Source organism: Cellulomonas pakistanensis (assembly GCF_016862755.1).
Classification (GTDB): Bacteria; Actinomycetota; Actinomycetes; order Actinomycetales; family Cellulomonadaceae; genus Cellulomonas; species Cellulomonas pakistanensis.
The window spans coordinates 56,090-82,779 of sequence record NZ_BONO01000018.1 but is presented as its reverse complement, the minus strand read 5'-3'; the positions used below and the strand labels follow the sequence as shown (position 1 = coordinate 82,779).

At 75.2% G+C, this 26,690-nt stretch carries 28 protein-coding genes; 12 read left to right on the top strand and 16 right to left on the bottom strand.

Features of this window, described 5'->3' with window-relative positions:
• The first annotated feature begins 61 nt into the window (after positions 1–61).
• Positions 62–1,084, top strand: a complete 1,023-nt coding sequence (fbaA, locus tag Cpa01nite_RS12500) for a class II fructose-bisphosphate aldolase (protein WP_203669099.1) — start codon at positions 62–64, stop codon at positions 1,082–1,084.
• A 110-nt stretch (positions 1,085–1,194) separates the two neighbouring features.
• On the opposite strand, the gene Cpa01nite_RS12495 is transcribed toward fbaA, so the two are convergent.
• Positions 1,195–1,611, bottom strand: coding sequence for an STAS domain-containing protein (locus Cpa01nite_RS12495; RefSeq protein ID WP_373307404.1), 417 nt, complete (start codon positions 1,609–1,611; stop codon positions 1,195–1,197).
• A 113-nt stretch (positions 1,612–1,724) separates the two neighbouring features.
• Between Cpa01nite_RS12495 and Cpa01nite_RS12490 the strand changes: the two genes are divergently transcribed.
• The 3 genes from Cpa01nite_RS12490 to Cpa01nite_RS12480 are packed head-to-tail and all read left to right on the top strand — an operon-like array spanning position 1,725 to position 4,538.
• Complete coding sequence (locus Cpa01nite_RS12490) at positions 1,725–3,938, top strand: SpoIIE family protein phosphatase (protein ID WP_239068745.1); 2,214 nt, start codon at positions 1,725–1,727, stop codon at positions 3,936–3,938.
• 19 nt (positions 3,939–3,957) lie between these two features.
• On the top strand, positions 3,958–4,200 hold the full coding sequence (locus tag Cpa01nite_RS12485; protein ID WP_203669098.1) for a ribbon-helix-helix protein, CopG family: 243 nt from the start codon (positions 3,958–3,960) through the stop codon (positions 4,198–4,200).
• Positions 4,197–4,538: a type II toxin-antitoxin system PemK/MazF family toxin gene (locus Cpa01nite_RS12480; protein WP_275406247.1), complete on the top strand. Its 342-nt coding sequence runs from the start codon at positions 4,197–4,199 to the stop codon at positions 4,536–4,538. The genes Cpa01nite_RS12485 and Cpa01nite_RS12480 overlap by 4 nt, the downstream gene beginning before the upstream one ends.
• A gap of 2 nt (positions 4,539–4,540) precedes the next feature.
• On the opposite strand, the gene Cpa01nite_RS12475 is transcribed toward Cpa01nite_RS12480, so the two are convergent.
• Positions 4,541–4,909: an STAS domain-containing protein gene (locus Cpa01nite_RS12475; RefSeq protein WP_203669097.1), complete on the bottom strand. Its 369-nt coding sequence runs from the start codon at positions 4,907–4,909 to the stop codon at positions 4,541–4,543.
• Positions 4,910–5,016: 107 nt separating this feature from the next.
• Here Cpa01nite_RS12475 and Cpa01nite_RS12470 point away from each other — a divergent pair, with 107 nt between their 5' ends.
• The 3 genes from Cpa01nite_RS12470 to purD all read left to right on the top strand — a co-directional run bounded on the left by Cpa01nite_RS12470 (position 5,017) and on the right by purD (position 8,186).
• A complete protein-coding gene (locus tag Cpa01nite_RS12470; protein ID WP_203669096.1) occupies positions 5,017–5,439 on the top strand; it encodes a DUF3151 domain-containing protein in 423 nt (140 codons plus the stop codon).
• A 166-nt stretch (positions 5,440–5,605) separates the two neighbouring features.
• The gene (locus Cpa01nite_RS12465; protein ID WP_203669095.1) at positions 5,606–6,892 is read left to right on the top strand and encodes an adenylosuccinate synthase; all 1,287 of its coding nucleotides are present in this window, start codon (positions 5,606–5,608) and stop codon (positions 6,890–6,892) included.
• Between the two features lie 31 nt (positions 6,893–6,923).
• Entirely contained in the window at positions 6,924–8,186 is a 1,263-nt protein-coding gene (gene purD, locus Cpa01nite_RS12460) for a phosphoribosylamine--glycine ligase (RefSeq protein ID WP_203669094.1), read from the top strand.
• 19 nt (positions 8,187–8,205) lie between these two features.
• Here purD and Cpa01nite_RS12455 read toward each other — a convergent pair whose 3' ends face one another.
• A complete protein-coding gene (locus tag Cpa01nite_RS12455; protein WP_203669093.1) occupies positions 8,206–8,703 on the bottom strand; it encodes a hypothetical protein in 498 nt (165 codons plus the stop codon).
• Positions 8,700–9,275, bottom strand: a complete 576-nt coding sequence (locus Cpa01nite_RS12450) for a MarR family transcriptional regulator (protein ID WP_203669092.1) — start codon at positions 9,273–9,275, stop codon at positions 8,700–8,702. The genes Cpa01nite_RS12455 and Cpa01nite_RS12450 overlap by 4 nt, the downstream gene beginning before the upstream one ends.
• A gap of 73 nt (positions 9,276–9,348) precedes the next feature.
• Here Cpa01nite_RS12450 and Cpa01nite_RS12445 point away from each other — a divergent pair, with 73 nt between their 5' ends.
• Positions 9,349–9,567 carry an SCO4848 family membrane protein gene (locus Cpa01nite_RS12445; protein WP_203669091.1) on the top strand — a complete coding sequence of 73 codons (219 nt, stop codon included), beginning with the start codon at positions 9,349–9,351 and terminating at the stop codon, positions 9,565–9,567.
• A gap of 46 nt (positions 9,568–9,613) precedes the next feature.
• Positions 9,614–10,537, top strand: coding sequence for a phosphoribosylaminoimidazolesuccinocarboxamide synthase (locus tag Cpa01nite_RS12440; protein ID WP_203669090.1), 924 nt, complete (start codon positions 9,614–9,616; stop codon positions 10,535–10,537).
• A gap of 41 nt (positions 10,538–10,578) precedes the next feature.
• Here Cpa01nite_RS12440 and Cpa01nite_RS12435 read toward each other — a convergent pair whose 3' ends face one another.
• Positions 10,579–11,586 carry an iron-siderophore ABC transporter substrate-binding protein gene (locus Cpa01nite_RS12435; RefSeq protein WP_203669089.1) on the bottom strand — a complete coding sequence of 336 codons (1,008 nt, stop codon included), beginning with the start codon at positions 11,584–11,586 and terminating at the stop codon, positions 10,579–10,581.
• A gap of 92 nt (positions 11,587–11,678) precedes the next feature.
• Between Cpa01nite_RS12435 and Cpa01nite_RS12430 the strand changes: the two genes are divergently transcribed.
• From Cpa01nite_RS12430 to Cpa01nite_RS12420, 3 genes are read left to right on the top strand one after another with little or no spacing between them, the layout of a single operon-like run.
• Positions 11,679–12,779, top strand: coding sequence for a FecCD family ABC transporter permease (locus Cpa01nite_RS12430; RefSeq protein WP_203669088.1), 1,101 nt, complete (start codon positions 11,679–11,681; stop codon positions 12,777–12,779).
• Positions 12,776–13,813: a FecCD family ABC transporter permease gene (locus Cpa01nite_RS12425; protein WP_203669087.1), complete on the top strand. Its 1,038-nt coding sequence runs from the start codon at positions 12,776–12,778 to the stop codon at positions 13,811–13,813. The genes Cpa01nite_RS12430 and Cpa01nite_RS12425 overlap by 4 nt, the downstream gene beginning before the upstream one ends.
• The gene (locus tag Cpa01nite_RS12420; protein WP_203669086.1) at positions 13,807–14,610 is read left to right on the top strand and encodes an ABC transporter ATP-binding protein; all 804 of its coding nucleotides are present in this window, start codon (positions 13,807–13,809) and stop codon (positions 14,608–14,610) included. Before Cpa01nite_RS12425 ends, Cpa01nite_RS12420 begins: the two co-directional genes overlap by 7 nt.
• Positions 14,611–14,618: 8 nt before the next feature.
• On the opposite strand, the gene Cpa01nite_RS12415 is transcribed toward Cpa01nite_RS12420, so the two are convergent.
• From Cpa01nite_RS12415 to Cpa01nite_RS12365, 11 genes are all read right to left on the bottom strand, one after another.
• Positions 14,619–15,521: an anti-sigma factor gene (locus Cpa01nite_RS12415; RefSeq protein ID WP_203669085.1), complete on the bottom strand. Its 903-nt coding sequence runs from the start codon at positions 15,519–15,521 to the stop codon at positions 14,619–14,621.
• Positions 15,518–16,096, bottom strand: a complete 579-nt coding sequence (sigK, locus tag Cpa01nite_RS12410; RefSeq protein ID WP_203669084.1) for an ECF RNA polymerase sigma factor SigK — start codon at positions 16,094–16,096, stop codon at positions 15,518–15,520. Before sigK ends, Cpa01nite_RS12415 begins: the two co-directional genes overlap by 4 nt.
• Positions 16,097–16,205: 109 nt before the next feature.
• Positions 16,206–17,501 (bottom strand): hypothetical protein, encoded by a 1,296-nt coding sequence (locus Cpa01nite_RS18895; RefSeq protein ID WP_203669083.1) that lies wholly within the window; start codon positions 17,499–17,501, stop codon positions 16,206–16,208.
• Positions 17,502–17,586: 85 nt separating this feature from the next.
• Complete coding sequence (locus Cpa01nite_RS12400; protein ID WP_203669082.1) at positions 17,587–17,820, bottom strand: hypothetical protein; 234 nt, start codon at positions 17,818–17,820, stop codon at positions 17,587–17,589.
• Between the two features lie 241 nt (positions 17,821–18,061).
• Positions 18,062–19,753: an ABC transporter ATP-binding protein gene (locus tag Cpa01nite_RS12395; RefSeq protein ID WP_203669081.1), complete on the bottom strand. Its 1,692-nt coding sequence runs from the start codon at positions 19,751–19,753 to the stop codon at positions 18,062–18,064.
• The gene (locus Cpa01nite_RS12390; protein ID WP_203669080.1) at positions 19,750–20,268 is read right to left on the bottom strand and encodes a GbsR/MarR family transcriptional regulator; all 519 of its coding nucleotides are present in this window, start codon (positions 20,266–20,268) and stop codon (positions 19,750–19,752) included. The genes Cpa01nite_RS12395 and Cpa01nite_RS12390 overlap by 4 nt, the downstream gene beginning before the upstream one ends.
• 4 nt (positions 20,269–20,272) lie before the next feature.
• On the bottom strand, positions 20,273–21,709 hold the full coding sequence (locus Cpa01nite_RS12385) for a serine hydrolase domain-containing protein (RefSeq protein ID WP_203669079.1): 1,437 nt from the start codon (positions 21,707–21,709) through the stop codon (positions 20,273–20,275).
• A 71-nt stretch (positions 21,710–21,780) separates the two neighbouring features.
• Positions 21,781–22,686 carry an ABC transporter permease gene (locus tag Cpa01nite_RS12380; RefSeq protein ID WP_203669078.1) on the bottom strand — a complete coding sequence of 302 codons (906 nt, stop codon included), beginning with the start codon at positions 22,684–22,686 and terminating at the stop codon, positions 21,781–21,783.
• Positions 22,679–23,605, bottom strand: a complete 927-nt coding sequence (locus Cpa01nite_RS12375) for an ABC transporter permease (RefSeq protein WP_203669077.1) — start codon at positions 23,603–23,605, stop codon at positions 22,679–22,681. Before Cpa01nite_RS12375 ends, Cpa01nite_RS12380 begins: the two co-directional genes overlap by 8 nt.
• Complete coding sequence (locus tag Cpa01nite_RS12370; RefSeq protein ID WP_203669076.1) at positions 23,602–25,014, bottom strand: M14 family zinc carboxypeptidase; 1,413 nt, start codon at positions 25,012–25,014, stop codon at positions 23,602–23,604. Before Cpa01nite_RS12370 ends, Cpa01nite_RS12375 begins: the two co-directional genes overlap by 4 nt.
• A complete protein-coding gene (locus Cpa01nite_RS12365) occupies positions 25,011–26,618 on the bottom strand; it encodes a peptide ABC transporter substrate-binding protein (protein ID WP_203669075.1) in 1,608 nt (535 codons plus the stop codon). Before Cpa01nite_RS12365 ends, Cpa01nite_RS12370 begins: the two co-directional genes overlap by 4 nt.
• Between the last annotated feature and the right edge of the window lie 72 nt (positions 26,619–26,690).

Genomic DNA, 26,690 nt, shown 5'->3' with positions numbered 1-26,690 from the left:
CGCGCGGGACGTGCCAGACTTGGGGAGAAAGCTGAACCCCACTCTCTTTGGAGCTGCTGCGATGCCCATCGCCACCCCCGAGGTGTACGCCGAGATGATCGACCGGGCGAAGGCGGGCAAGTTCGCCTACCCGGCCGTGAACATCACGTCCTCCCAGACCATCACCGCCGCGCTGCAGGGCTTCGCCGAGGCGGAGTCGGACGGCATCCTCCAGGTCTCCGTCGGTGGCGCCGAGTACGCGTCGGGCTCCACGGTCAAGGACCGCGTCTCGGGCACCCGCGCGCTCGCCGCGTACGCCACCGAGGTCGCCAAGGGCTACGGCATCACGGTCGCCCTGCACACGGACCACTGCGTCAAGAAGAACCTGGACTCCTGGGTCCGCCCGCTCCTGGCCCTCGAGGCCGAGGAGGTCAAGGCCGGCAAGAACCCGACCTTCCAGTCGCACATGTTCGACGGCTCCGACATCCCGCTGGACGAGAACCTCGTCATCGCGGCCGAGCTGCTCGAGCTGTCGCAGGCCGCGCGCACCATCCTCGAGATCGAGGTCGGCGTCGTGGGCGGCGAGGAGGACGGCCACGAGGCCGAGATCAACGAGAAGCTCTACACCACCGCCGAGGACGGCCTGGCGACGGTCCGCGCGCTCGGCGCCGGCGAGAAGGGCCGCTACCTGACGGCCCTCACCTTCGGCAACGTGCACGGCGTGTACAAGCCGGGTGCCGTCAAGCTGCGCCCGTCGATCCTGGCCGAGATCCAGCGGTCGGTCGGCGCGGAGATCGGCAAGGAGAACCCGTTCGACCTCGTGTTCCACGGCGGCTCGGGCTCCACGGCCGAGGAGATCGCCGAGGCGGTCGACAACGGCGTCATCAAGATGAACATCGACACCGACACCCAGTACGCGTTCACGCGTCCCGTGGTCGGCCACATGTTCGCCAACTACGACGGCGTCCTGAAGGTCGACGGCGAGGTCGGCAACAAGAAGGCGTACGACCCGCGCGCCTGGGGCAAGCTGGCCGAGGCCGGCATGGCCGCCCGCATCGTCGAGGCGTCGCAGCAGCTGCGCTCGGCGGGCCAGCGCCTGCGCTGACCCGTCCGACGGCCCCGTGCAGGGACCGACGCGACGAGGGCCCGGTCACCGTGACGGTGACCGGGCCCTCGTGCGTGCGGCGCCGGGTCGAGCGGCGCGGCGCGCGCGGCTCAGTCCTGCGGGTCGTCCTCGACCACGTCGAGCAGCTCGCCGATCCGGGTGACCTCCAGCAGGAACTCCACCGTCGGCGGCACGTGCAGCAGCCGCACCCGGTGCGGCGTCCGCATGGCCAGCCGGGCGAGGAACGCCACGCCGGACGAGTCCATGAACGTCACGTGGTGCGCGTCGACCTCGATCGGCACGCCGGCCTGCTCCGCGTCGGTCGTGGCCTGCGCCAGGTCCGCGCCCAGGTCCGCGTCGACCTCGCCGGACAGCACGATCGTGGTCCGGTCGGGGGACAGGATGACGTGCACCGAGCCCGGCTCGCCCGGGGCGTCCCGCGGAGCGGGTACCGTCGAGGCGGCCGCGGCTTCCGAGCCCTGGTCCCCGGCGAGCCCGCCCGGGGGTGTGCTGTTACCGTCGCGCACGATGCTCCCTCCCGTCCGGGCGACGGCCGCAGGGGCCGCGCCGGGTCGCCGGCCACGTCCCGGCGGCGGACAATCCGCCGGGATCTGTCGGGAACGCTAGACGATCGGAGGCGGTGGTGGTCAACTCCACGCCCGGTGACGGCGCCGAGGAGACCCTGGATTCGATCGGCCGCGCGGTCGGCCAGCTCGTGGGGATGCCGGTCCTCGTGGTGGCCGCCCAGCCGCCGGAGTGGCCCGTCGTCTGGGTCAACACGGCGTTCACCGAGGTGACCGGGCTCGCCCTCGAGGACGTGGCCGGGCCCGCCGCCGACCTCATCGCCCTGTCCGCGGAGGACGGTTCGGGGCTGCACCAGCTCCAGGACGCCGTGCTGGCCCGCCGCGCCACGTCGGCGCTGCTGCGCCTGCGCCGCGCCGGCGGCGACTGGTTCTGGGCGCGCACCGTCGTCACCCCGGTCACGGCCGAGGGCGCGACCGAGCCGTCGCACTGGGTCGCCGGCCTCGTCGACGTCACCGACCAGGTCGACCGGGACGCCGCCGTGGCCGCCGAGGTCGAGGTCGTCCGGCGGGAGACCGAGGACCTCGCGCTCATCGGCACCGTCTCCGATCTCGTGATGGACCTGGACGACCCGTACGGCCTGCGCGCCATCGCGGAGCTGCTCGGGCACCGCGTCGTGGCCTGGGCCGGGTTCTACGTCGACGACGACGGCCTGCAGGCCGCCGAGGGCGTCGACGCCACGCGCGCCGTGCGCACCTCCGGCCGGCGGCACGGCCGCGGCGCCCCGGGCGCGCCGTTCGTCCCGCGCCGCGGCGCCCGGCCGGCCGTGGACGACCCGGTCCAGCGGCTGCTCGACGGCGAGGGCGAGGCCCACCTCGTGCTCGACCTGGACACCGACGCGCCGCACGAGCCCGGCACCGCGTCCGCCTGGCTGGCCGCCGACCTGCGCGCCCGCGTGCCGGGCGGGGGCGTCGGCCACGTCGCGGTGCTCCCGCTGCCGGGCCGGCACCGGGTGCTGGGGCTGCTCGCCGTCGTGCCCCGCCCGCCGGCCGCGCCGGACCTGGCGCGCCCGGCGCCCGCCCGCGGCGGCGTCGACGAGCGCACGCGGACGATCCTGTCCCTGACCGCCCGCCGCGTCGGCCTCGCGATGGAGAACGTCCGGCTGTACGCCCGCGAGCACCGGGTCGCCGAGACCCTGCAGCGGGCGATGCTGCCGGAGCAGGCCGAGGTCGAGGGCCTGGACGTGTGGTCGTACTACGCCCCGAACGTCGTCTACGCGCAGGTCGGCGGCGACTGGTACGACGTCGTGCAGATCGCCCCGGACGTGGTCGGGGTCGTCATCGGCGACGTGGTGGGGCACGACGTCGAGGCGGCCGCGGCCATGGGCCAGCTCCGCTCCGTCGTGCGGGCGTACGCCTTCGAGGTCACCGAGCCCGGCACGGTGCTGGAGCGCGTCGACCAGCTGGTCGGCGGCATGCGCATCCCGCGGTCGGCGGGCCTGGTGCTCACCACGCTCACCCGGCGCGACCCCGAGGACGGCGGCTGCCCGAGCTGGCACCTCGAGTACTCCCGCGCGGGGCACCTGCCGGCGCTGCTGATCCGCGCGGGCGAGGTCGTCCTGCTGGACGACGCGGGCGGCGCGCTCATCGGGTTCGGCGACGGCCGGAGGCGCACCGCGCGGCACGACCTGCTGCCGGGCGACGTCCTGGTGTTCTACACCGACGGGCTGATCGAGCGCCGCGACCGCGCCCTGCTCGACGGCCTGGCCGCCCTGCGCGAGGTCGCGGCGGGCGCCACCGCCGTCGACGCCGCGGGCATCGGCGAGGAGCTGCTCGCGCGGCTCGCGGACAACCCCGAGGACGACATCGCGGTCGTCGTCGTGCGGGTCCCCGACCTCACCGACACCCAGGGGCACGGCGGCAACGTGCGCAGCCGGCGCTGGCAGCTGCCGAGCGAGCCCGCGTCGATCGCCCGGGCCCGGCACGCGGTGCTGCGCACCTCGCACGCCTGGGAGCTGGGCGACGCCGCGAACGCGGAGCTCGTCGTCTCCGAGCTGGTCGCGAACGCCGTGCTGCACGGCTGGGGCCGGGTCACGCTGCGGCTGCACGACACCGGCGACGGCCTGCGGATCGAGGTCGAGGACTCCAACCCGACGCCGCCCGTCGCGACCGAGGGCCACCCCGGGCGGATCGGCGGGTTCGGCATGCGGATCGTCGAGCGCCTGGCCGACTGGGGCTGGCGCCCGTCGCGGGGCGGCAAGGTGGTGTGGGCGCGCGTGCGGCCCACCGAGCGGTCGGTGCTGGACGGGCCGGGGCCTGCCGACGCGGTATAACCGACGTTATACTCGCGCCATGAAGACGGCGATCTCCATCCCGGACCACGAGGCGGAGCGCATCGACGCGAGCGCGCGGCGGCACGGCATGACCCGCTCGGAGTTCTACCGGCGCGCCGCCGGCCGGTACGCGGACGAGCTGGACGCCCAGGACGTGACCGCCAGGATCGACGAGGCGATCAGGACGGCGGGCCAGCCCGGGGCTGACACCGAGGCCTTCCGGCGGGCCGCCGGCGACGTGGTCACGGAGGCCGACTGGTGATCGCCCGGGGCGACATCTGCTGGGTGGATTTCGGCGTGCCCCGTGGCAGCGCGCCCGCGAAGCGGCGCCCCTCCGTCGTGGTGCAGGCCGACGACTTCAACCGGTCGACCATCGGGACCGTCGTCGTCGTGCCGCTCACCTCGAACACCGCGCTCGCCGCCATGCCAGGAAACGTGCTCGTGCCGCAGATCGCCTCCGGGCTCGACAGGGACTCCGTCGCCAACGTCTCCCAGGTGACCGTCGTCTCCCGCGAGCACGTCGAGTACCCGGTGAGCGCGCTGCCCAGCGGCCTCGTGCACCAGGTCGACGCCGGCCTGCGGACGGTGCTGGCGCTCTGACCTCAGGCCGGGGAGGACGCGTCCTGGTCGACCGGCTCGGCCTGCGCCTCGTCGCCCGCGCAGCGGTGGTCCGCATCGATCCGGAACAGCTCGAGCGCGCCGCAGATCTCCAGCACGAACAGGTCGCGCGGGTCGGCGCCGCGCAGCACCGTCGCACCGCCGCGCTTGCGGCTGGCGTCGGCCAGCGAGATGAGGAACGCCGCGCCGGTCGAGTCCATGAACGTGACGCCGCACATGTCGATGACGAGCAGCTGGCGGCGCAGGCCGACCACGCGGGCGGCGATCTCGGGGAACTGGTCGCGCTCGGCGAGGTCGAGGTCGCCGGCGATGACGAGGGTGGTCGTCGCGGCCGAGGTGGCGATCTCGATCATGGGGGACCTGTCGACGGAGCGGGCACGAACGGGACGACTGTAACCACCTGGCGCGCGTCACCGCATGCCGAGGACCACCACCCAGGGGTGCTGACACACTGGACGGCATGACCGGAGCCAACCTCCTCGGACCCGAGCCCACCCGCCTGCCGGAGGGCGCCGACGCCGACGCGCGCGCCGTCCTGACCAGCGGCGGCGACCCCCGCGAGGCCGCGCGCCGCGCCCCCGCCTCGTCGCTCGCCTGGGCCCTGCTCGCCGAGCGGGCGCTGCGCGACGAGGGCGAGCCCGTCGCCGCGTACGCCTACGCCCGCACCGGCTACCACCGCGGCCTCGACGCGCTGCGGCGCGCGGGCTGGCGCGGCCAGGGCCCGATCCCCGCCGACCACGAGCCGAACCAGGGCTTCCTCCGCGCGCTGCTCGCGCTCGCCGAGGCCGCCGAGGCCATCGAGGAGGACGAGGAGGCGCGGCGCTGCGAGCAGTTCCTCGTCGACTCCGGCACCTCCGCCGCCGAGGTCGCCGGCCTGCGCTGAGGCGGGTGCGGGCCGGGCGCGGACGGACGGTGATCACGCGCCTCCGGTAGCCTTCCGGAGGTACTGGGGTCGCCTGCCGCCCCGTGCCCGGACCTCCCGCGCCCGAGCCACGCCGCTCGGCCCCGCTGCGGGTGCCGCCGCGAGGCAGGGTGGGAGTGGTGATCACATGCCGGCCGTCGTGGTGCTCGGGACCCAGTGGGGCGACGAGGGCAAGGGCAAGGCGACCGACCAGCTCGGCTCGCGGATCGACTACGTGGTGAAGTTCAACGGCGGCAACAACGCCGGGCACACCGTGGTCGTGAACGGCGAGAAGTACGCCCTGCACCTCCTGCCCTCGGGCATCCTGTCGCCCGGTGTCGTCCCGGTCATCGGCAACGGCGTGGTCATCGACATCGCGGTGCTGTTCGAGGAGATCGACGCCCTCGAGGCGCGCGGCGTCTCCGCCGAGCGGCTGCTGGTGTCGTCCGCGGCGCACGTCATCGCCCCGTACCACCGGACGATCGACAAGGTCACCGAGCGGTTCCTCGGCAAGCGCAAGATCGGCACCACCGGCCGCGGCATCGGCCCGGCGTACGCGGACAAGATCAACCGCGTCGGCCTGCGCATCCAGGACCTGTTCGACGAGAACATCCTGCGGCAGAAGGTCGAGGGCTCCCTCGACCAGAAGAACCACCTGCTGGTGAAGGTCTACAACCGCCGCGCGATCACGGTCGACGAGACCGTCGAGGACCTGCTGGGCTACGCCGAGCGGCTGCGCCCCTACGTCGCGGACACCCCGCTGGTGCTCAACCAGGCGCTCGACGCGGGCAAGACGCTGGTGTTCGAGGCCGGCCAGGCCACCATGCTCGACATCGACCACGGCACCTACCCGTTCGTGACCTCGTCGTCGGCCACCGCGGGCGGCGCCTGCACCGGCTCCGGCGTCGGCCCGACCCGCATCGACCGGGTCGTCGGCGTCGCCAAGGCGTACACCACCCGCGTCGGCGAGGGCCCGTACCCGACCGAGCTGTTCGACGAGGACGGCGAGTGGCTCCGGCAGACCGGCGGCGAGTTCGGCACCACCACCGGCCGCCCGCGCCGCACCGGCTGGTACGACGCCGTCGTCGCCCGGTACTCCTCGCGCGTCAACGGCCTCACCGACCTGGTCGTCACCAAGCTCGACGTGCTGACCGGCCGGGACAAGATCCCCGTCGCCGTGGCGTACGACGTGGACGGCCGCCGGTTCGACGAGATGCCGGACGACCAGAGCGACTACCACCACGCGAAGCCGGTCTACGAGTACCTGGACGGCTGGACCGAGGACATCTCCGGCGCGCGCGAGCTGGCGGACCTGCCGGCGAACGCGCAGCGGTACCTGGCGCGCCTCGAGGAGATCTCGGGCTGCCGGATCTCCGCCGTCGGCGTCGGCCCGGGCCGCGAGGCGACCGTCTCGATCCACGACCTGCTGGGCTGACCGCCCGCGGGCTGTCGGTAGGGTCGGCGTCGTGAAGATCCTCGTCGTCGGGACCGGCGCCCGCGAGCACGCCCTCACCCTCGCCCTGTCCCGCGACCCGCAGGTCGCCGAGCTGCACGCCGCCCCGGGCAACCCCGGCATCGGCGCGCTCGCCACGCTGCACGCGGTCGACCCGCTGGACGGCGCGGCGGTGGCCGCGCTGGCGACCTCGCTCGGCGCCGACCTGGTCGTCGTGGGCCCGGAGGCGCCGCTGGTCGCGGGCGTGGCCGACGCGGTGCGCGCGGCCGGCGTGCCGGTGTTCGGCCCGAGCGCCGAGGCCGCGCGGCTCGAGGGGTCGAAGGCGTTCGCCAAGGAGGTCATGGCCGCCGCGGGCGTGCCGACCGCCGACCCGGTCGTCGTCACCGAGCCGTCCGCGGCCGAGACCGCGCTCGACACGTTCGGCGCGCCGTACGTCGTCAAGGACGACGGCCTCGCCGCGGGCAAGGGCGTCGTCGTCACGCAGGACCGCGCCGTCGCGCTGGAGCACGCGCTCGCGTGCCTGGCCAAGCCCGGCGGCCGGGTCGTGGTCGAGGACTTCCTCGACGGCCCCGAGGTGTCGCTGTTCGTGCTGTCGGACGGCACCCACGTGGTGCCGCTCGTGCCCGCGCAGGACTTCAAGCGCGTCGGCGACGAGGACACCGGCCCGAACACCGGCGGCATGGGCGCGTACACGCCGCTGCCGTGGGCGCCCGAGGGCCTGGTCGACGAGGTGGTGGCCCGGGTGGCCCAGCCGACCGTGGACGAGATGGCCCGGCGGGGCACCCCGTTCGTGGGGGTCCTGTACTGCGGCCTCGCCCTCACCCTGGGCGGCACGCGGGTCGTGGAGTTCAACGCGCGGTTCGGCGACCCCGAGACGCAAGTCGTGCTCGCGCGCCTGGCCACGCCGCTCGCCGGGGTGCTGCTCGCGGCGGCGACCGGCGGGCTCGGCGACCTGCCGCCGCTGGAGTGGACCGACGAGGCGGCCGTGACGGTCGTCGTGGCGTCGTCCGGCTACCCGGAGGCGCCGCGGACCGGCGACGTGATCACCGGGCTCGACGAGGCGGCGGCCGTGCGGGGCGTGCACGTGCTGCACGCCGGCACCGCGGCCGGCGCCGACGGCACGGTCGTGTCGGCCGGCGGGCGGGTGCTGTCGGTCGTCGGCACGGGGCCGGACCTGGCCGCCGCGCGCGAAGCGGCGTACGCGGGGGTCGAGCGGATCGGCCTGGCGGGCTCGCACCACCGCTCGGACATCGCCCGGACGGCCGCGGAGCTCTGACGCCCGTCGCGGCATGGGGTCAGCGGGCCGGGTCTGGCCGGAACGCCGGCATGCTCCCGACCAGCCGCGAGCAGATCTCGACGAGCGCGTGCGAGTCGGCCAGGTCGTCGCCGACGTCGCTCGCGGTCAGGTGCACCTCGTAGCTGGCGTAGTCCGCGCCGTGCCGCAGCCGGCGGACGACCTCGTAGACGAACAGCTCGGGCCGCGCGGTGCGCGCGGAGGTGCGGAGCTGTGCCTTCGCCGCCTCGTACGGCGCGGTGTGCCCGCCGTCGCGCGTCGTCCGGAGGCCCTGGTCGAGGAGCACCGCCTCGAGCGCCTTCCGGTTGGCGTCGTGCAGCGCGTCCATGCCGATGTCGGGGTCGGTCGGTGCCACCGCCTCCGCCGTGGCCAGGTGGAGGCGCGCTCTCGCGATGAGCGCCAGCGCGTTGTCGGTGCTCGGCGGCACCTGCTCGAGACGGCGCCCGCGTAGCAGCGCCTCGATCTCGGCGCGGCCGTGGGGCCACTCGGCGGGCGTCATCCGCCGACGATATCGATCGTCGGGCGGCTGCGGATCTCGTCCACAAGGGGGTCGTCGCTCCGCGCCCAGCGGTCCTCGCCGATGACGGTGGGGTTGATCGGGCGTCCGACCCGCGGCTCCAGGTCGGAGAGCGTGGCGAACAGGGCGCGGCGGTCGACGGGGCCCACCACGAGCAGGTCGACGTCACCGGGAGACGGCCCTGGCTCCCCGGAGGCGCGGGCGGCCCACGAGCCGAACACCTTCGCCACGATGATCCCGGGTACGTCCGCCAGTGTCTGCCGCAGCAGTTCCACAGGGCCGTGCGAGATGAGGACGAGCTGCCGCAGCGGCACGGTCGCCGGGTTCTCCTCGTCGGCGCGGTACAGGATCGTGCGACCGCGATGCTCGCTCCGCAGCAGGCCGGCCGCGGCAAGCCGGGTCACCTCGCGGTGCACGGTCGGGACGGGCGCGCCGGTCGCGCGCGCGAGATCGCTCGCCGAGTCGCCGTGGTCCGACGTCAGCAGGTGCAGCAGGAGGCGCGCCTGGAGGTCCGATCGGAAGATCGGAAGCACGGCTGGGGCCGCGGTTCTCATTCGGCTGAATATATCACTCGTCAAACGAGAAACCGTGGCGGCGAGGCGGCCGCCACCGGGCATACTCGCCCGCATGGAGCTGCCCCTCGCCTGGTCCCTCGTCCTGCTCGTCGCCGGCGCCTGGAGCCTGCTCGTCTGGCCCCGGTTCGGCGCGCGCATCGCCAAGGACCCCCGCGCCCGCGACGCCCAGGGACGGCCGACCCGGTTCCTCACGGTGCACCTGGTGCTCATCACCGTGTCGATGCTGCTCGGCGCCGCCGTCGCGCTGCTCGGCGTGCTCACGCTGGTCTGACGCCCGGACGCCCGACCCACCCCGCGGCCTGCGGCAGGATGGCCCCATGACCGCACCCACCCTGCCCGGCTGGACGCACACCTACTCCGGCAAGGTCCGCGACCTGTACGTCCCCGACACCACGCAGGAGGCCGGGACCGCGGTCGCGGAGGAGCACGGCGACGTCGTGCTCGTCGTCGCGAGCGACCGGGTGAGCGCGTTCGACCACGTGCTGAGCCCCGGGATCCCCGGCAAGGGCGTCGTGCTGACCCGGCTGAGCCTGTGGTGGTTCGACCAGCTCGCCGACCTGGTGCCGAACCACGTGGTGACGGCCGAGGCGCCCGCGGTGCCGGAGGCCGTGCTGGGCCGGGGGATGGTGTGCCGGCGGCTGCAGATGTTCCCGGTCGAGTGCGTGGCGCGCGGCTACCTCACCGGGTCCGGCCTGGCGGAGTACCGGGCCACCGGCGAGGTCACCGGCATCGCGCTGCCGGCCGGCCTCGTCGACGGCTCGCGGCTGCCGGAGCCGGTCTTCACGCCGGCGACCAAGGCGGAGCTCGGCGAGCACGACGAGAACGTCAGCCTCGACGTCGTCGCCGGGCAGCTCGGCCGGGCGCGCGCGGAGGAGCTGCGCGACCTGACGCTCGCGGTCTACGTGCGGGCCGAGGGCATCGCGCGGGAGCGGGGCGTGATCCTGGCGGACACCAAGCTGGAGTTCGGCGTCGACCCGGCGACGGGCGCGGTGACGCTGGGCGACGAGGTGCTGACGCCCGACTCGTCGCGGTTCTGGCCGGCGGACGGCTGGGAGCCGGGCCGGGCGCAGCCGAGCTTCGACAAGCAGTTCGTGCGCGACTGGCTGGCCTCGGCGGAGTCGGGCTGGGACCGCGCCGGCGACGCCGAGCCGCCCGCCCTGCCGGCCGACGTCGTCGAGCGCACGCGGGCCCGGTACCTCGAGGCCTACGAACGGCTGACGGGGACGCCGCTCACGGTGTGAGCGACGCCCCCGCCGGGGTCGTGCGCGACGCGAGGCGCGGCTCAGGAGCCGAGCGCCTCCTCGATGAGCGGCACGAGGTTGTCGAGCGCGTACTGCTGGGCGCCGATGGTGCCGAGCGAGTACGCCGAGGACAGGTCGCCGTCGATGACCACGGCGCGGCCGTCGGCGACGGCCGGGATGGCCTGCCACTGCGGGTCCTCGGTGATCTCGGTGGTCTCGATGTAGATCGGGAACGCCACGATCAGGTCCGCGTCGAGCAGGTCCAGCTGCTCGGACGAGATGTCGACGCTGAAGCCCGAGGCCGACACCGGCAGCTCGGCGATCGTCGGCGACTGCACGAAGCCGAGGTTCTGCAGGAAGTCGACGCGGTCGCCGCCCTCGATGTAGGCGCCCCAGCCCTCGGAGGTCCGGGTGGCCGCGGCGATGGTCTTGCCGTCCCAGTCGGGGTGCGCCGCGCGCGCCTCGGCGAAGGTGTCCTCGAGCTGCGCCCGGAGCTCCTCGCCCTTCTCGGGCACGCCGAGGGCGGCGGAGATGAGCTCGAGCTGCTGCTGGCCGGTCGTGAGGTATGAGTCGCCGCCCTCGGGGACGCCGACGGTCGGCGCGATCTCGGACAGCCGGTCGTAGCGGTCCTGGTCGCCGGAGGACTTCACGTCGAGGATGAGGTCCGGCTCGAGCGCCGCGATGGCCTCGTAGGACGGCTCGAGGGTGTCGATGATCTCCGGGGACTCGTCGTACTGGCCCTCGGCCCACGGGCCGACGCCGTCGCCGCCGAAGGCCAGCCAGTCGGAGGCGCCGACGGGCTGGTAGCCGAGGGACAGCGCGGTCTCGGCGTCGCCCCAGCCGAGCGCCACGATCCGCTCGGGCTGCGCCTCGACCGTGACCTCGCCGAACTTGGTCTCGACGGTCGCGGGGAAGGCGCCCTCGGCCGCCGAGCCACCGGTGCCCGCGGCGGTAGTCTCGCCCGAGCCGGCGGAGTCGCCGGTGCCGGAGCACGCGCTCAGGGCCAGGACGGCGACCGCCGCGACGGCGGCGACACGCATGGTCTTCATCGAGGGCCTTTCGTGGTGGGGGCCCGCGCGCGACTTCGGGAACCGAGTCACGAACGAGCGGATGCCCCGGAAGGTTAGCCTAGCCTCATGAGATGCGGGAACCCCGGGTGAGCGCCCGCAGCGCCCGCGGCGCCCGCAGCGCGCTCGTCGACCCGGCGGACCCGGCCGCCCCGGCCGTCCGCGCGCGGACGTCCTCGACCGCGCGGCGCGGCGGCGCGCTGCTGGTGCTGCTCGGCCTGCTCGTCGCCGCGCTCGCCCTGAGCCTCGCCGTCGGGTCGCGCCCGGTCGACCTCGGCACGGTGTGGGGCGCGCTCACCGGGCAGGACGTGCCGCCGGCGGACCGCGCCGCCGTGGTGGGCCTCCGGCTGCCCCGGACCGTGCTCGCGGTGCTGGTCGGCGCCGGCCTCGCGGTCGCCGGCGGGCTGATGCAGGCCCTGACCCGCAACCCCCTCGCCGACCCCGGGATCCTCGGGGTGACCAGCGGCGCGGCGTTCGCGGTGGCGATGGGCGTGGTGCTGCTCGGGGTGACCCGGCCCTCGGGGTACGTGTGGTTCGCGTTCGGCGGGGCGTTGCTCGCGACCCTCGCGGTGTACCTGGTCGGCTCCGCCGGCCGGTCGAACGCCGGGCCGGTGCAGCTCACGCTCGCAGGGGTGGCGCTCAGCGCGGTGCTGACCGGGGTGGTCGGCGCGCTGCGGCTCACGGACCAGGAGCGGTTCGCGGTGCTGCTGACCTGGGAGTCCGGGTCGTTCCAGGCGCGCGGCTGGGGCGTGATCCTGCCGGTGCTGCCGTTCGTGCTGCTCGGCCTGGCGGTCGCGGGCGTCGTGGCCGGGGCGCTCAACACGCTCGGGCTCGGCGAGGACCTCGCGACGGCGCTGGGCGCCTCGGTCGGGCGGACCCGCGTGCTGGCGGTCGTGGCGATCACGCTGCTGGCGGGCGGGGCGACGGCCATGGCCGGGCCGATCACGCTGGTCGGGCTGATGGTGCCGCACATCGTGCGGTGGTCGGTCGGCCCGGACCAGCGGTGGGTCCTCGGGCTGTCGGCGGTGGCCGGCCCGGTGCTCGTGCTGCTGGCCGACGTGGCGGCGCGGGTGCTGCTGTGGCCGGGCGAGCTGCCGGTGGGCGTGGTGACGGCGTTCGTGGGCGCGCCGGTGCTCATCGCGCTGGTGCGGCGGCGGACGGCGACCGGGCTGTGACCGCCGTGCGGGTGCCCGCGGAGCGCGGGACGGGCGCGGGGCGGCGCGCCGCCGGGCCCCGGCGGCGGGGCCGGCTGGCCGTCGCGGCCCTCGCGGTCGCCGCGCTGGGGCTCGCGCTCGTCGCGCTCGGCCTCGGCGACTACCCGCTGAGCATCCCGGAGGTCGTGGCGGCGCTCGCGGGCGACCAGGGCTTCGCGACGACCGTCGTCACGCAGTGGCGGCTGCCCCGCGTCCTGGTCGCGCTCGCGTTCGGCGCGGCGCTCGCGGTCTCGGGCGCGCTGTTCCAGACCCTCACCCGCAACCCGCTCGGCTCGCCGGACGTCATCGGCTTCTCGACCGGGTCGTACACGGGCGTGCTCGTCGTGACGACGCTCCTCGGCACGGGGACCCTCGGCGTCTCGGCGGGAGCGCTGGTCGCCGGGCTGCTGACGGCGCTCGTGGTGTACCTGCTGGCGTACCGGGACGGGGTCCAGGGCTTCCGCCTGATCGTGGTCGGCATCGGCGTGACCGGCATGCTGCACGGGCTGAACGTCTGGTTGCTGCTGCGCGCGGAGACCGAGGTGGCGCTGACGGCGTCGATCTGGGGCGCCGGGTCGATCTCGCTCGTGGGCTGGTCGCAGGCGCTTCCCGCGTTCGCGGTGCTGGCGGGGCTGACGCCGCTGGTGTGGGCGCTCCGCGGACCGCTGCGCCAGCTCGAGCTCGGCGACGACGCGGCGGGGTCGCACGGCCTGCGCGTCGAGCCGGCGCGGCTCGCCGTGGTGGTGCTCGGCGTGGCCCTCATCGCGACGGTGACGGCGGTCGCCGGCCCGATCGCGTTCGTCGCGCTGGCGGCGCCGCAGATCGCGCGGCGGCTGGCCGGGTCGGCGGGGCTGCCGCTGGCGGCGTCGGCGCTGACCGGCGCGGTGGTGCTGCTCGCGGCGGACGTGGTGGCGCAGCGGCTGCCCACGGCGCTGCCGGTGGGCGTGGTGACGGTGGTGCTCGGCGGGGTGTACCTGCTGGCCCTGATCGTGCAGGAGGCGCGGCGGCGATGGTGACCGAGGGGCGGCTGCGGGCCGCCGGCGTGACGCTCGGGTACGAGCGCAGGACGGTGTCGACCGGCCTGGACCTGGCGGTGCCGGACGACTCCTTCACGGTCGTCGTCGGCCCCAACGCGTGCGGCAAGTCGACGCTGCTGCGGGCGCTGGCCCGGCTGCTGCGCCCGGCGGCCGGCGAGGTGGTGCTGGACGGCTCCTCGATCCACCGGATGGCGACGAAGGAGGTCGCCCGGCGGGTGGGCCTGCTGCCGCAGACGGCGCTCGCGCCGGAGGGGATCACCGTCGGTGAGCTCGTGGCCCGCGGCCGGTACCCGCACCAGAACCTGTTCCGGCAGCAGTCCGACGCCGACCGCCGGGCGGTCGCGGACGCGATGGACGCGACCCGGGTGACGCAGCTGGCCGACGTGCCGGTGGACGAGCTGTCCGGCGGGCAGCGGCAGCGGGTGTGGGTGGCGATGGCGCTGGCCCAGCAGACCGGGATCCTGCTGCTGGACGAGCCGACGACGTTCCTCGACATCGCCCACCAGATCGAGCTGATGGACCTGTTCGCCCGGCTGCACGCCGAGGGCGCGACGCTGGTGGCGGTGCTGCACGACCTCAACCACGCCGCCCGCTACGCGACGCACCTCGTCGTGATGCAGGACGGCGCGGTCGTGGCGCAGGGGCGGCCGGGGGACGTCGTCACCGCCGAGCTGGTCGAGGAGGTGTTCGGGCTGCCGTGCCTCGTCATCCCGGACCCGCTCGCCGGCACGCCGCTGGTGATCCCGCGCGGGGCGGCGCACACCGCGGCGGACTGACCGCGCCGTCAGGCCGGGGCCAGGACCACCACGGGCTCGCTCGTCGGCTGCTCCGAGCCGCCCGCCGGCTCCACCGTCAGGGCGAGCGCGTCGCCCTCGCGGTAGACATCGGTGCGGATCTGCAGCGCGCCGTCGGCGGCCGCGGTGGTGCCGGCGGGCACCGGGCTGCCGTCCCGCATGACCCAGAGCTGGTAGACCTCGTCGGACCCCGGGACGTCCACACCGGTCGCGGTGACCAGCGCCGCGTCGGCGGTCACGACGGCCACCGCGGTGCCGCCGGAGGTGACCGGGGCCGACACGACCTGGGCGCCCGGCTCGGCGAGCAGGGCGGTGATCCGGTCGGCGCGGGCCTCGGCCTCGGCGGCGCGCTCGGACTGCCGCCAGGCGACCGTCGACGGGACGGCCACGGCGGCGAGCACCGCCAGGGCGGCGACGACGGACGACCACGTGCGGCGCCGGCGGCGCGCGGCGGGGCGGCCGGCGGGGCGCGACGACGCGGGGCCGGACGTCGGGCCGGCGGACGACGGCCCGGTCGACGCCGACGGGCCGGCGGCGGGGCGTGCCGACGACGGGGCGCCCGCGGCGGGGGCGACGTGCGCGGGGGCGTCGACCGGCTCGGCCTCCGCCGACGGCGTGCCCGGGGCCCGGTCCTGCGCCGTCCGCGCCACCTCGGCGAGCACGGCCAGCCGCACGGCGTCGGGCGCCGCCACGGCGACGGCTTCGCCGAGCACGGCGGCGGTCTCCCGCAGCGACCGGGCCTCGCGGGCGGCGTCGGGGTCGCGCGCGACCAGGTCGTCGACGCGGGCGCGGTCGGCGTCGTCGAGCGCGTCGAGCGCCCAGGCGCCGAGCAGCTCGCGGGTGGCGGCGTCGTCGGGCCGGCGGTCGCCGGCGCGCGGGGTCGCGGCGTTCACGCGGCCACCCCCAGGCAGTCGCGCAGGCGGGTGAGGCCGTCGCGGATCCGGCTCTTCACGGTGGGCAGCGGGGCGGCGAGCGTCTCGGCGACCTCGCGGTACGTGCGGCCGTCGTAGTAGGCGAGCACGACGGCCTCCTTCTGGGTGTCGGTGAGCCCGTCCAGGCAGTGCCGGACGCGCTCGGCCTCGAGGTTGGACTCGGCCTGCTCGGCGACGACGTCGAACGACCGGGGCCGGTCGGCGTCGAGGGCGGCCTGGTCGCGGGTGCGCTGGGCCTGCACCGAGCGCACCCGGTCGATCGCGCGCCGGTGCGCCATGGTGGTCGCCCACGCGCGGGCGGTGCCGCGCCGGGCGTCCCACCGCGGTGCGGTGCGCCAGATCTCCACCATGACCTCCTGGGCGACCTCCGCCGCGTGGTCCGGGTCGCGGAGCACGGCGAGCGCCGTGCCGTGCACGGCGGGGGACAGCGTGTCGTAGAGCGTGCCGAAGGCGTCGAGGTCGCCGTCGGCGACCCGCGCGAGGGCCTCGTCGGCCGTCAGCAGGCCGACGGGGCGGGGAGCACCGGGGGAGGACACTGCGCCAGTCTGCCTCACGCGGGGCGGGCGACCGTACGTGGAGCCGCCCGGCGCGGGCGTGACGCCGGCCCCGACGGGGACGGGGCCGGCGTCACGGTCCGGGGACCGGTCAGCGGACGAGCGCCGCCGCCAGCGAGTCGATCGCGCCGGCGAGCGTGGACACGTGCATGCCGAGCCCGGCCGCCACGTCGTCCGCGGGCAGCTCGCCGCCGCTCACGTCCTCGAAGAACTGCCCGGCGGGGCCGCGGTAGCCGTCGAGGTCCATCAGCGCCTGCTCCTTGGCCTCCGCGTCGCCGGTGGCGTCCGCCACCGCGTAGTCGACGAAGAACCCGATGTGCTCGCGCCACAGGTCGAGGAACGCCGCGCCCTGCTCCTCGCCCGCGAGCGAGGTCACGGCGTCGGACAGCGCCACGGAGTTGGCGTCGAGCGTGGCGGCCGCGGCGGTGAACGCCGGGGACTCCACGCCGCCCTCGGCGGTGTACGCCGTGAACACGGCGTACGAGGCCAGGTAGACGTGCTCCTGGAGCAGCGCGGTGAGCGTCGCCCGCAGGGTCGAGGCGTCGTCCGTCGCGTCGCCGGACAGGCCGGCGCCGGCGGCGAGGCCGGTCGCGATGGTGGCGGCGTCCATGCCGACGTGGTCGGCCGCGGCCTTGAGGGTGTCGGACGCGGTCGGCTCGCCGGCGGCGAGCGCGTCGATCGCGGCGGACATGGTGCTCACGTGCATGGCGAGCGCCTCGGCGACCGCGTCGGCGGGCAGGTTGCCCGCGCTGATCTGCTCGAAGAACGCGCCGGCGTCCTTCGTGTACTGCGCGAGCTCGGCCTGCGCGGCCTCGGCCCCGGCGGTGTCCCCGGCCTTGACCGCGACCGCGTAGTCGACGAAGTAGCCGATGTGCGCGTCCCAGACCTCCTGGAACGTCGCGGCGTTCTCCTCGCCCGCCAGCGAGCCCACGGCCGCGGCGAGGTCGTCGGTGTTGCCGTCCAGGGAGGCCTTGGCGGCGGCGAACTCCTCGGAGTCCGGGCCCGCGGTGTAGGCGGTGGCCACGCCGATGCCGGTCAGGTAGACGTGCTCCTGGAGCAGCGCGGTCAGCGTCGAGCGGAGCGCGGCGGCGTCGGAGTCCACCTCGCCCGCGGTCTCGGTGGCGGCGGCCAGGCCGGTCGCCAGGGTGAGGCCCGTCTCCGGCATGTGCGCCGCGGCGGTCCGGGCGTCGGCGAACGGGTCGCCGGTGCTGACGGGCTCGACCGAGTCCGTGCTCATGCCCTCGTGGTCCATCTCCGTCGAGGAGGTCGCCGACGGCGCGCTGCCGGTGGTGTCCCCCTCCGAGCTGCTGCAGGCGGCCAGCGTGAGGCTCAGGGTGAGCCCGGCGGCCATCGCGGCCACGGCGTAGGTGCTGCGGGTGCGTCGCATCATCGCTCCTTGCGTTCCCTCGGGTGTGGTGTCGCGAGGGGTTCGGAGCGGGCGCGGGCCCGGATGGGTCCGGAGCGGGTGAACGCTACGCGGCGCCGTGCCAGGCGAGCGCGAGCACGAGGTCCTCGGGGCGCTCGGCGTGCTCGGGGGCGGGGCCGCCGACGAAGCACTGGCAGGGGCCGTCCCGGTGCACCAGGCCGGAGTGGGGCCGCGCGACGCACGGGGTGGGGCCGACGGCCGCTCGGAGCTCGTCGAAGGGGGTCCAGGCGGCGGGCAGCCGGCGGATCGCGGCCGGGCGGCCGAGGTCGTCGAGTGTCATGCGGTCCCACCTCCGTGCTCCGACCCCCTGAGGGGCCCCTGCGGCGCCGGCCGGGCCGACGTCGCATCCGGGCCGGGTCGGCCCGTGTGCTGCTGTCCATCGGACGGTCGCACGGGTTCCTGTGGCGTCAGGAGCAAACCTGGGGTAAGGGGCGGGTGAAAAACCGCACATGTGGTCGACATCACGGACGAATCGGGCGCTCTCGGGTGGCGGGACCCGCCCGCTCGTGAGACGCGGCGGGTCAGACCGCCGCGCGCACCGCCCGCCGCTCGGCCTGGGCCGCCGGGTCCGGGACCGGCGCGGCGTCCAGGAGCCGGCGGGTGTAGTCGTGCTCCGGCGCGCGCAGCACCCGGCTGCGCTCCCCGACCTCGACCAGCCGGCCGCGGTGCATGACCGCGACCCGGTCGGCGAGCTCGTCCACGACCGCCAGGTCGTGGCTGATGAACAGGCAGGCGAACCGCAGCCGCTGCTGGATCGACCGGAACAGCTCCAGGACGGTGGCCTGCACGGACACGTCGAGCGCGGACGTCGGCTCGTCGGCGATGAGCAGCTCGGGGTCGAGCGCGATCGCCCGCGCGATCGAGACCCGCTGGCGCTGCCCGCCGGACAGCTCGTGCGGGTAGCGGGACGCCCACGCCGCGGGCAGCTCGACGCCGTCCAGCAGCTCGGCGACCCGGGCGGCCAGCGCGCCCCTGCGCAGGCCCGCGTGCACCCGCAGCGGCTCGCCCACCGACTCGCCGACGGTGTACCGCGGGTTGAGCGACGCGGCGGGGTTCTGGAACACGACCCCGATCCGGGTGCGGGCGGCGCGCACGGCCCGCGGCGTGTCGCGCCCGAGCCGGGTGCCGACGACCTCGACGGTGCCGGACGTGAGCGGCGCGAGCCCGAGCGCGCACCGGCCCAGCGTCGACTTCCCGGAGCCCGACTCGCCGACCAGCGCCACCATCTCGCCGGGCTGCACGCGCAGGGTCACGTCGTCGACCGCCCGGACGACGCGGCCGCGCCGGTTCCGGTACTCGACGACCAGGTGCTCGACGTTGAGGGCCGGCCGCTCCGCGGCGTCGGCGGCGCTCGGCCGCTCGTCGGCGCCGATCCGCGGGACGGCGGACAGCAGGGTGCGGGTGTAGTCCGCGGCGGGCGCGTCGAACAGGTCGGCCACGTCCGCGGTCTCGACGACCTCGCCGTGCCGCATGACGACGACCCGGTCGGCCAGGTCGGCGACCACGCCCATGTCGTGCGTGATGAGCACGATCGCGGCGGACGTGCGTGCGCGGAGCCGGCGCAGCACGTCGAGCACCTCGGCCTGCACGGTGACGTCGAGCGCGGTGGTGGGCTCGTCCGCGATGAGCACCTCCGGGTCGCAGGCGAGGGCCATCGCGATCATCACCCGCTGGGCCTGGCCGCCGGAGAGCTGGTGCGGGTAGAACGCCAGCCGGTCCTCCGGGTCGGGCAGCTCGACCATCCGCAGCAGCTCGACCGCCCGGGCGCGGGCGTCGGCGCGGGACAGCCCGGGCAGGTGCCGGCGCAGCGTCTCGCGCAGCTGGAACCCGATGGTGAACACCGGGTCGAGGGCGTTGGACGGGTCCTGGAAGATCATCGCGACCCGGCGGCCGCGGACGTCGGACAGCGCCCGGTCGTCGAGCCCGACCAGCTCGAGGTCGCCGAGCCGCGCGCTCCCGCTGACCCGGGCGGTGCCGGGCAGCAGGCCGAGCACCGCCAGCGACGACACCGACTTGCCCGACCCGGACTCGCCGACCACGGCCAGCACCTCGCCGGCGTGCAGGTCGAACGAGACGCCGCGGACGGCGTGCACGTCGGGCGTCCCGCGGTCCACGCGGAACGTGACGGTGAGGTCGCGCAGGGACAGCACGGGGGCGGGCTCCGCGGCGGCGGTCGCCGCGCGCGCGGGGGCGGGGGTGGGCTCGGTGGTCACGGTTCTCCAGTCCCGGCCTGCGCGTCGCGGTAGGCCTCCCAGTCGGCGAGCATCTTGCGGTGGTACCCCGCGAGCCACTCCATGTAGTTGCGCGCGTTGCGGAGCCGGCGGGCCGGCCCCTCGGCGAGCGGGCCCTCGGCGGCGAGGCCCTGGTCCAGGACCCGCTGCAGCCGCGGCAGGTAGTTCCGCTCGCTCGCCAGCCAGCGGCCCCAGATGTCGTCCTCGACGCGGAAGTAGTGGTTCCGGTCGCCGGCGATCGCGTGCCGCTGGATGAACCCGACCTCGACGAGCCGCCGGGTCGCGGTGGACACGGCCCCGGCGCTCGCGGTCAGCAGCTGCGCGATCTGCTGGGACGACAGGTACGGGCGGTCGGCGATCATCAGCAGCCCCACGACGCGCCCCTCCATCCGGGCGCTGTTCGTGCCCTCCCACGTGAGCGCGAACTGCTCGATCCACGCGAGCTGGTCCGGGGACATCGCGAGGTCGGGGGTGGGAACGGCGTCGTCGCTGGTCATGCGGTCAGCCTAGGGACGCAGGGATCGGCGCACCGGCCTCCCGGCGGCGGGTCATCCCGGTGCGCCGGCGGCGGAACTCCTCGAGCGGCCAGGACGTCATGCCGTTGCGCACGGCGGCGATGCCGCCGTCCTCCGCCCGCTCCACGACGACGTCCTCGCCGGCCGACCCGAAGCCGGGCTGCCGGGTGGTGCCCAGGACGTCCCGGCCGCGCACGTGCAGCTCGTCGTAGGCGGCGACCGGGTCCGGCGCGGCGGGGTGCAGCAGCACGAGCCGCCCGCCGAGCTCCGCGATGTCGGTCAGGCCCCACAGGGCGCCGAACCGGCCGGTGTACTCGGCGAGCGGCCGCGCGTCGGCGGCGGGCTCCGGGGCGTCGGCCGGCGGGTTCAGCGCGAGGTCGATCAGCTTGATCAGCCCGACCGCGATCGGGTCGGCCGGGCCGTCGATCGCGTTGGTGAGCACGCTGACGACGAGCCGCTGCGCCGGGTCGATGTAGGTGCGGGTGATGTGCCCGGGGTAGCCGCCGGAGTGGCCGACCACCTCGCGGTCGCCGATCGTGTGCAGGTCGAGGCCGATGCCGTACCGCCCGACCTCCTTGCCGTGCACCTGCACCACCGACTCCTGGCGGTGCAGCAGCCGCTTGCCGGCGTCGGACAGCAGGGACTCGTCGCCGTGGAAGTGCGCGGCGCCGAACGCCGTCATGTCCCGGGCGGTGGAGTAGAACCCGGTGGCCGCGGCGAGCGCGCGGGTGTCGACGTGCTCGATGCGCTCGCGGCGGTCGTCGGCGTCCAGCAGGGCGGTGTGCCCGGCGGCGTACCGGTCGGCCAGGGCCTCGTCGTACTCGGCGCCGGTGTCGGCCATGCCGAGCGGCTCGAGCACCGACGCGCGCAGGTGGTCGCGGAACGGCTCCCCGGTCACGGACTCGACGACCAGGCCGAGGATGCCGTACCCGTAGTTCGAGTACTTGAAGTGCTCGTTCGCCGCGTACACCTCGCCGGCCTCGCGCAGCTCGGCCAGCAGGGTGTCCTCGTCGGGGAACGGGCCGTCGAGCTGCCAGAAGTCGCCGCGCTCGCCGTCGCGGATCACGCCGGCCTGGTGCCCGAGCAGCTCCCGCACGGTGCGGGACGCGAGCGGCGAGGACGCGAGCCCGGGGACGTGGGTGCCCACGGTGTCGTCCAGCCGCAGCCGGCCGGCCTCGACGAGCCGCATGACGGCGGTCGCGGTGAACGACTTGGAGTGCGAGGCGATCCGGAACAGGTGGTCCGTGCGCAGCGGCTCGCCGGTGGTGGCGTCGGCGGCGCCCCACGCGTGGTCGAGCACGACCTCGTCGCCGGAGCGGATCGCCACCTGGACGCCGACGGCGCGGCGGAACGCGCCCTGCAGGTCCACCCACGACGCGAGGTACGGGGCGATCGAGCGGAGGGTGGCGGTCGTGTCGGGCATGCGGTGGGCCTCTCGGGACGGTGCGGGGTGGTGCCGGGGTGCGGGTGCGGGCGGGCGCGTCGTGCGCGCGGTCAGCCGCGGCCCTTCGGGTCGAGGACGTCGCGCAGGACGTCGCCGAGCGTGATGACCGCCAGGACGGTCACGGTGAGGAAGATCGCCGGGAACAGCAGCATGTGCGGCGAGGTCTGGAAGAACGTCTGCGCGCTGGACAGCTGCAGCCCCCAGGAGATCGACGGGGCGCGCAGGCCCAGTCCGAGGAAGGTCAGGGTCGACTCGGAGACGATGACGCCGCCGACCATCGTGGTCGCGACGGCCAGCACGGGTCCGATCGAGTTCGGCAGCACGTACCGCGCGAGGATCCGGCGGTCGCGCAGGCCCATCGCCCGCGCGGCCTCGACGTACGGGGCGTCCCGCACGGCGCGGACCGAGCCGCGGACCAGCCGCGCCATGGTCGGCCAGGAGAACAGCGCGAGCACCAGGGCGACCGTGACGGGGGACCGCGTGCCGATGGAGGTGAGCACGACGACCGCGCCTAGCAGGAACGGGAAGCCGAGGAACACGTCCGTCAGCCGGGCGATCACCCGGTCGGCGATCCCGCCGTAGAACCCGGCGGCGGTGCCGACGACCAGCGCGACGGCCAGCGCGAGCGCCGTCGCCAGCACGCCCACGGTCAGCGACGCCTGCGTGCCGTGGACGACGTTGGCGTAGACGTCGCAGCCCTGCACGTCGGTGCCGAACACGTGCTCCCCGCCCGGGCGCAGCGCGCTGTCGGCCAGGTCGCACGCCCGCGGGTCGGGCTGGCCGAACCAGCCGGCGAACCAGGACGGCCGCACCGCGACCAGCAGCAGCACGCCCAGCACGCTCGCGCAGACCCAGAACAGCGGCCGGCGGCGCAGCGTCCGCCAGACGCCGCGCGGGGCGGCGACCGGGTCGGCGTCGGTCTCGGTGACCGCGGCGGCGGCGAGGGTGTCACTCATGGCGGATCCTCGGGTCGAGCACCGACGACAGCAGGTCCACGACCAGGTTCGTCAGCAGGAAGATGATGATCAGCGCGGTGGAGACGCCGACGACCGTCGGGCCCTCGTGCGCGCGGATCGCCTGGAACAGGAGCTGGCCGACGCCGGGCAGGTTGAACACGCCCTCCACGACGACCGTGCCGCCGAGCAGGAACCCCAGGTCGAGGGCGAGCAGCGTCAGCACGGGGATCGCGGAGTTCCGCAGCACGTGCACGCCGACGACGCGCCGCTCGCGCAGGCCCCGGGCCCGCAGGCTCCGCACGAAGTCGGACTGCAGGGTGTCGACGACCGAGCCGCGCATGACGCGGGTGACCGACGCCAGGCCGAACACCGCGATCACGACGGCGGGCAGCAGGTACGCGGTCGGCCAGCCCTCGGAGGTGCCCGCCACGGGGAACCAGCCGAGCCGCACGCCGAGCACGAGCTGCGTGGTCACCGCGACGACGAACACCGGGATGCTCGTCGCGAGGATGGTGCCCGCGAGGACCAGCCGGTCGCCCGCCCGGCCGCGGCGGAGGCCGGCGAACAGCCCGAGCAGCACGCCGAGGACGACCTGGATGCCCCACGCGGTGAGCGCGAGCGTGATCGTCACCGGCCAGCGCGACTCCATCCGGCCGGCGACGGACTGCCCGCTGAAGTTGGTGCCCAGGTCGCCCTGGAACAGGCCCCCGATGTAGCGGAGGTACTGCTGCAGCACCGGCTCGTCCAGGTGGTACCGGGACCGCAGCTCGGCGACGACGTTGTCCGGCAGCGGCCGGTCGCCGCCCAGCGACCGGATCGGGTCCCCCGGCAGCGCGAACACCATCAGGTAGATGATCAGCGTGACGCCGAGGAACACGATGAGCAGCTCGACCGCGCGGCGCACCGCGTACCGGGTCACGAGGCGCCGCCCGCGGTCGCCGGGCCGCCGCGGCCGGCCAGCACCCGCGACATCGCCAGCGTGGCGCCGTACTGCACGCCGACCAGCTTCTCGACCGGCAGCACCGCGAGGCCGGTGAGCGAGTCCGCCTCGGCGACCCAGTCGTCGTAGACGGCGCGCGCCCGGTCGGCGACCCGCCGGACCCGCGCCGTGGCGATGCCGGCGTGCACCTCGGCGTCCAGGGCGCGCAGCAGCATCCCGCCGAACCGGAGCCGGAAGCAGCGCACCACGTCCTCGTTGCTGAACACCTCGGCGGCGGTCGCGGCGCGGCGCAGCCCCGGGCGCTCGGCCCGCAGCAGCTCGGCCCGGCCGCTCTCGCCCATCATCGGCACGAACGCCTCGCTGGCCCGCAGGAACGGCGACCGCAGCGTCAGGTGCGGGCGCGCGTCCTCGAGCAGCGCGGTGAGCGTCGCGCCGAGGTCGACGAGCCGCTCGCCCTTGGCGCGCACGACGTCGGCGTAGTCCGCGGACGTGGGCGTGGTGTCGTCGGCCAGCGGGTGCGACCAGTACGGCAGCTCGGCGACCAGGGAGACGGTGCCGTGCCGGCGCGCGTACGCGCTCGACGACTCGCCGCCGACCATCGTCGCCGCGGCCATGCCCAGCTGCTCCAGGTAGTCGTACTCGTCGCGGGTGCTGGACATGTGGAACACGGCGGGCGCGATCGACCGGATCGCCGGGGACTCCGGCTCGCCGACGTCGAGCGGCAGCCCGAGCGTGCGGGGGACGGCGTGCAGCGCCTCGACGGCTCCCGGCACCTCCTCGGACAGGTAGTAGTAGACGCCGCCCAGCTCCGCGTTGTGCAGGCTCACCATGAGCTCCGGCCGCACGTCGTCGATCACGCGCATGAGGGCCTGGGTCTCGGGGATGACGTCGTCGAAGTACGCGTCCTTGTAGGCGAACGGGAACGTCCACTCGACCTGCTCGGCGGGCGCCGGGCGGTAGAACCGCCGGGAGTACGCCGTGCGGTCCGACGGGTCGGCGAACCAGGACTCGTTGAGCCGGGTGCCGTCCGGGTCGATGCAGGGGACCAGGTGCCACGTCGCGCCGGAGGTCGCGAGCAGGTCCGGGTCGGCGACGAGCTCCGCCGCGAGGTGCTGGAGCGTCCGGAAGCCGATCGGCTCGTTCGGGTGCACGCCCGCGAACAGCAGGTGCGACCGCTGGCCGGACCCGATCGAGAACATCGGGATCGGCTCGCCCAGGCGGGAGGTGCCGATCCGCCGCTCCGTGACGAGCCGCGGGTGGTCGGCCGCGAGGGTGCCGAACCAGGCCAGCAGCTCGTCGACCGGGGGGAAGCCGGACATCGGGGGGACCCGGCGGGCCCGCTCGAGGACGTCCTCGAGCGAGCCCGCCGGGAGGGTGCCGTGGCTCATGCGCCCTCGGCGAGGACGACCTGGGTGAACGTCGGGTTGCCGACGGCCGAGGTGGGCAGCTCGGCGACCCGCTCGGACACCACGTAGGAGTACGTCTCGAAGAACAGCGGCGGGGCCGGGAAGTCCTCGAGGATGCGCTCCTGGACGGCGGCGTAGGCCTCGGCCGCGGCGTCCGCGTCCACCTCGGCGTCGGCGGCCGCGATGAGGTCGGTGACCTCGGGCTCGTAGTACGGGATGCAGTTCGGGCAGCCGCCGCCCTCGACGTAGAACGCCCGGAGGGTGTTCTGCTGGCTCGGGTACAGCGCGCCCCAGCGGGAGAAGAACGGGCCGGCGATGTCGCCCGCCTCGCGCTTGCCGGCGAACTCGGCCCAGTCGGTGCTCGGGGTCGCGACCGCGTCGACGCCCAGGTTCTGCCGGAGCTGGTTGGCGATCGCCGTGTACAGCTCGTCCAGGCCGGAGCCGCCGGGGAAGAAGATGTCGATCGTGCCGTCGAACCCGCCGGCCTCCTCGAGCAGGGCCTTCGCGGCGTCCGGGTCGTACTCGCAGTACTCGCCGCAGATGCCCTCGGGCGTGCCGGCCTCGACCGCCGGGGTCAGCGCGGTGGCCGGGGTGAACAGCCCGCCGTAGATGACGTCGTTGATGGTGTCGCGGTCGATCGCCATGGAGATGGCCTGGCGGACCCGGACGTCGGAGTACCGCTCGTCCCACAGCGGCAGGCCGAGGTAGGAGATGCCGGCGGCCTCGAACGAGTACAGCCGGTCGCCGAAGTCGGCCGCCGCCTGCGTCTGGCGCGCCACCGGGACGCCCGCGATGTCGAGGTTGCCCGCCTGCACGTCGGTGTAGGCCGTGGTCGTGTCGGTGTACGGCACGAACGTGATCTCGTCGACCGTGGGCTCCAGGCCCTGGTAGTCGGCGTACGCCGTGACGGTCATCTCCTCGTTCTCGGCGTAGTCCGTCGCCACCTCGAACGGGCCGTTGCCCACCGGGTGCGTGTTGTACGCCTCGAAGTCGTCGAACGCCGACTCGGGCATCGGGTAGAACGCCGTCTGGGCCTGGGACAGCTGCATCGGGAACTGGCCGTCCGCGCCGGTGAGCGTCACGGTGAACGTCGTGTCGTCCACGACCTCGAGGCCGGACATCTCGGTGGCGGGCTCGCCCTCGGCGGTGTTGAGGTCCGCGTAGCCGACGACGTTCGCCAGCTGGCCGGAGTTCTCCCACGCGTTCGGGCCGTAGGCGACCGCGTTCCACGCGTCGACGTACGACTGCGCCGTCACCGGGGTGCCGTCGTGGAACGTCCAGCCGTCCTTCAGCGTGATCGTCCAGGTGACGCCGTCCTCGGACTCGACGGACTCGGCGGCGACGTACGACATCTCGCCGGCGTCGTCGATCCAGGTGAGCGGCGCCCAGACGGCCATCGCGAAGTCGAACGCGATCGTCTGCCGGCCGGGGACGAGCTGCACCGGGTCGGTCACGGCGACGCGGATCGCGCCGCCGGAGCCGGTGGCGGTGTCGTCGGCGGACTCGTCGCCGCCGCCGGAGCACGCGGCCAGGGCGAGCGCCAGCACGGCGGCGCCGGCCGCGAGCCGGATCCGGGTCGTATCCATGGGTCCTCCACTGCAGGGGGAGCGGCGGCACGGGGCCGCCGGAGGCGGGGGTGCGGGGGAGCGGGGTCGGCG

Bases quoted from the DNA above. Each gene is read 5' to 3' on its own strand.
- fbaA (WP_203669099.1), top strand. From the start codon at position 62: ATGCCCATCGCCACCCCCGAGGTGTACGCCGAGATGATCGACCGGGCG.
- Cpa01nite_RS12485 (WP_203669098.1), top strand. From the start codon at position 3,958: ATGAAGACGGCGATCTCCATCCCGGACCACGAGGCGGAGCGCATCGAC.
- Cpa01nite_RS12475 (WP_203669097.1), bottom strand. From the start codon at position 4,909: ATGATCGAGATCGCCACCTCGGCCGCGACGACCACCCTCGTCATCGCC.
- Cpa01nite_RS12470 (WP_203669096.1), top strand. From the start codon at position 5,017: ATGACCGGAGCCAACCTCCTCGGACCCGAGCCCACCCGCCTGCCGGAG.
- Cpa01nite_RS12465 (WP_203669095.1), top strand. From the start codon at position 5,606: ATGCCGGCCGTCGTGGTGCTCGGGACCCAGTGGGGCGACGAGGGCAAG.
- Cpa01nite_RS12455 (WP_203669093.1), bottom strand. From the start codon at position 8,703: ATGACGCCCGCCGAGTGGCCCCACGGCCGCGCCGAGATCGAGGCGCTG.
- Cpa01nite_RS12450 (WP_203669092.1), bottom strand. From the start codon at position 9,275: ATGAGAACCGCGGCCCCAGCCGTGCTTCCGATCTTCCGATCGGACCTC.
- Cpa01nite_RS12445 (WP_203669091.1), top strand. From the start codon at position 9,349: ATGGAGCTGCCCCTCGCCTGGTCCCTCGTCCTGCTCGTCGCCGGCGCC.
- Cpa01nite_RS12440 (WP_203669090.1), top strand. From the start codon at position 9,614: ATGACCGCACCCACCCTGCCCGGCTGGACGCACACCTACTCCGGCAAG.
- Cpa01nite_RS12435 (WP_203669089.1), bottom strand. From the start codon at position 11,586: ATGAAGACCATGCGTGTCGCCGCCGTCGCGGCGGTCGCCGTCCTGGCC.
- Cpa01nite_RS12430 (WP_203669088.1), top strand. From the start codon at position 11,679: ATGCGGGAACCCCGGGTGAGCGCCCGCAGCGCCCGCGGCGCCCGCAGC.
- Cpa01nite_RS12420 (WP_203669086.1), top strand. From the start codon at position 13,807: ATGGTGACCGAGGGGCGGCTGCGGGCCGCCGGCGTGACGCTCGGGTAC.
- Cpa01nite_RS18895 (WP_203669083.1), bottom strand. From the start codon at position 17,501: ATGCGACGCACCCGCAGCACCTACGCCGTGGCCGCGATGGCCGCCGGG.
- Cpa01nite_RS12400 (WP_203669082.1), bottom strand. From the start codon at position 17,820: ATGACACTCGACGACCTCGGCCGCCCGGCCGCGATCCGCCGGCTGCCC.
- Cpa01nite_RS12390 (WP_203669080.1), bottom strand. From the start codon at position 20,268: ATGACCAGCGACGACGCCGTTCCCACCCCCGACCTCGCGATGTCCCCG.
- Cpa01nite_RS12385 (WP_203669079.1), bottom strand. From the start codon at position 21,709: ATGCCCGACACGACCGCCACCCTCCGCTCGATCGCCCCGTACCTCGCG.
- Cpa01nite_RS12380 (WP_203669078.1), bottom strand. From the start codon at position 22,686: ATGAGTGACACCCTCGCCGCCGCCGCGGTCACCGAGACCGACGCCGAC.
- Cpa01nite_RS12370 (WP_203669076.1), bottom strand. From the start codon at position 25,014: ATGAGCCACGGCACCCTCCCGGCGGGCTCGCTCGAGGACGTCCTCGAG.
- Cpa01nite_RS12365 (WP_203669075.1), bottom strand. From the start codon at position 26,618: ATGGATACGACCCGGATCCGGCTCGCGGCCGGCGCCGCCGTGCTGGCG.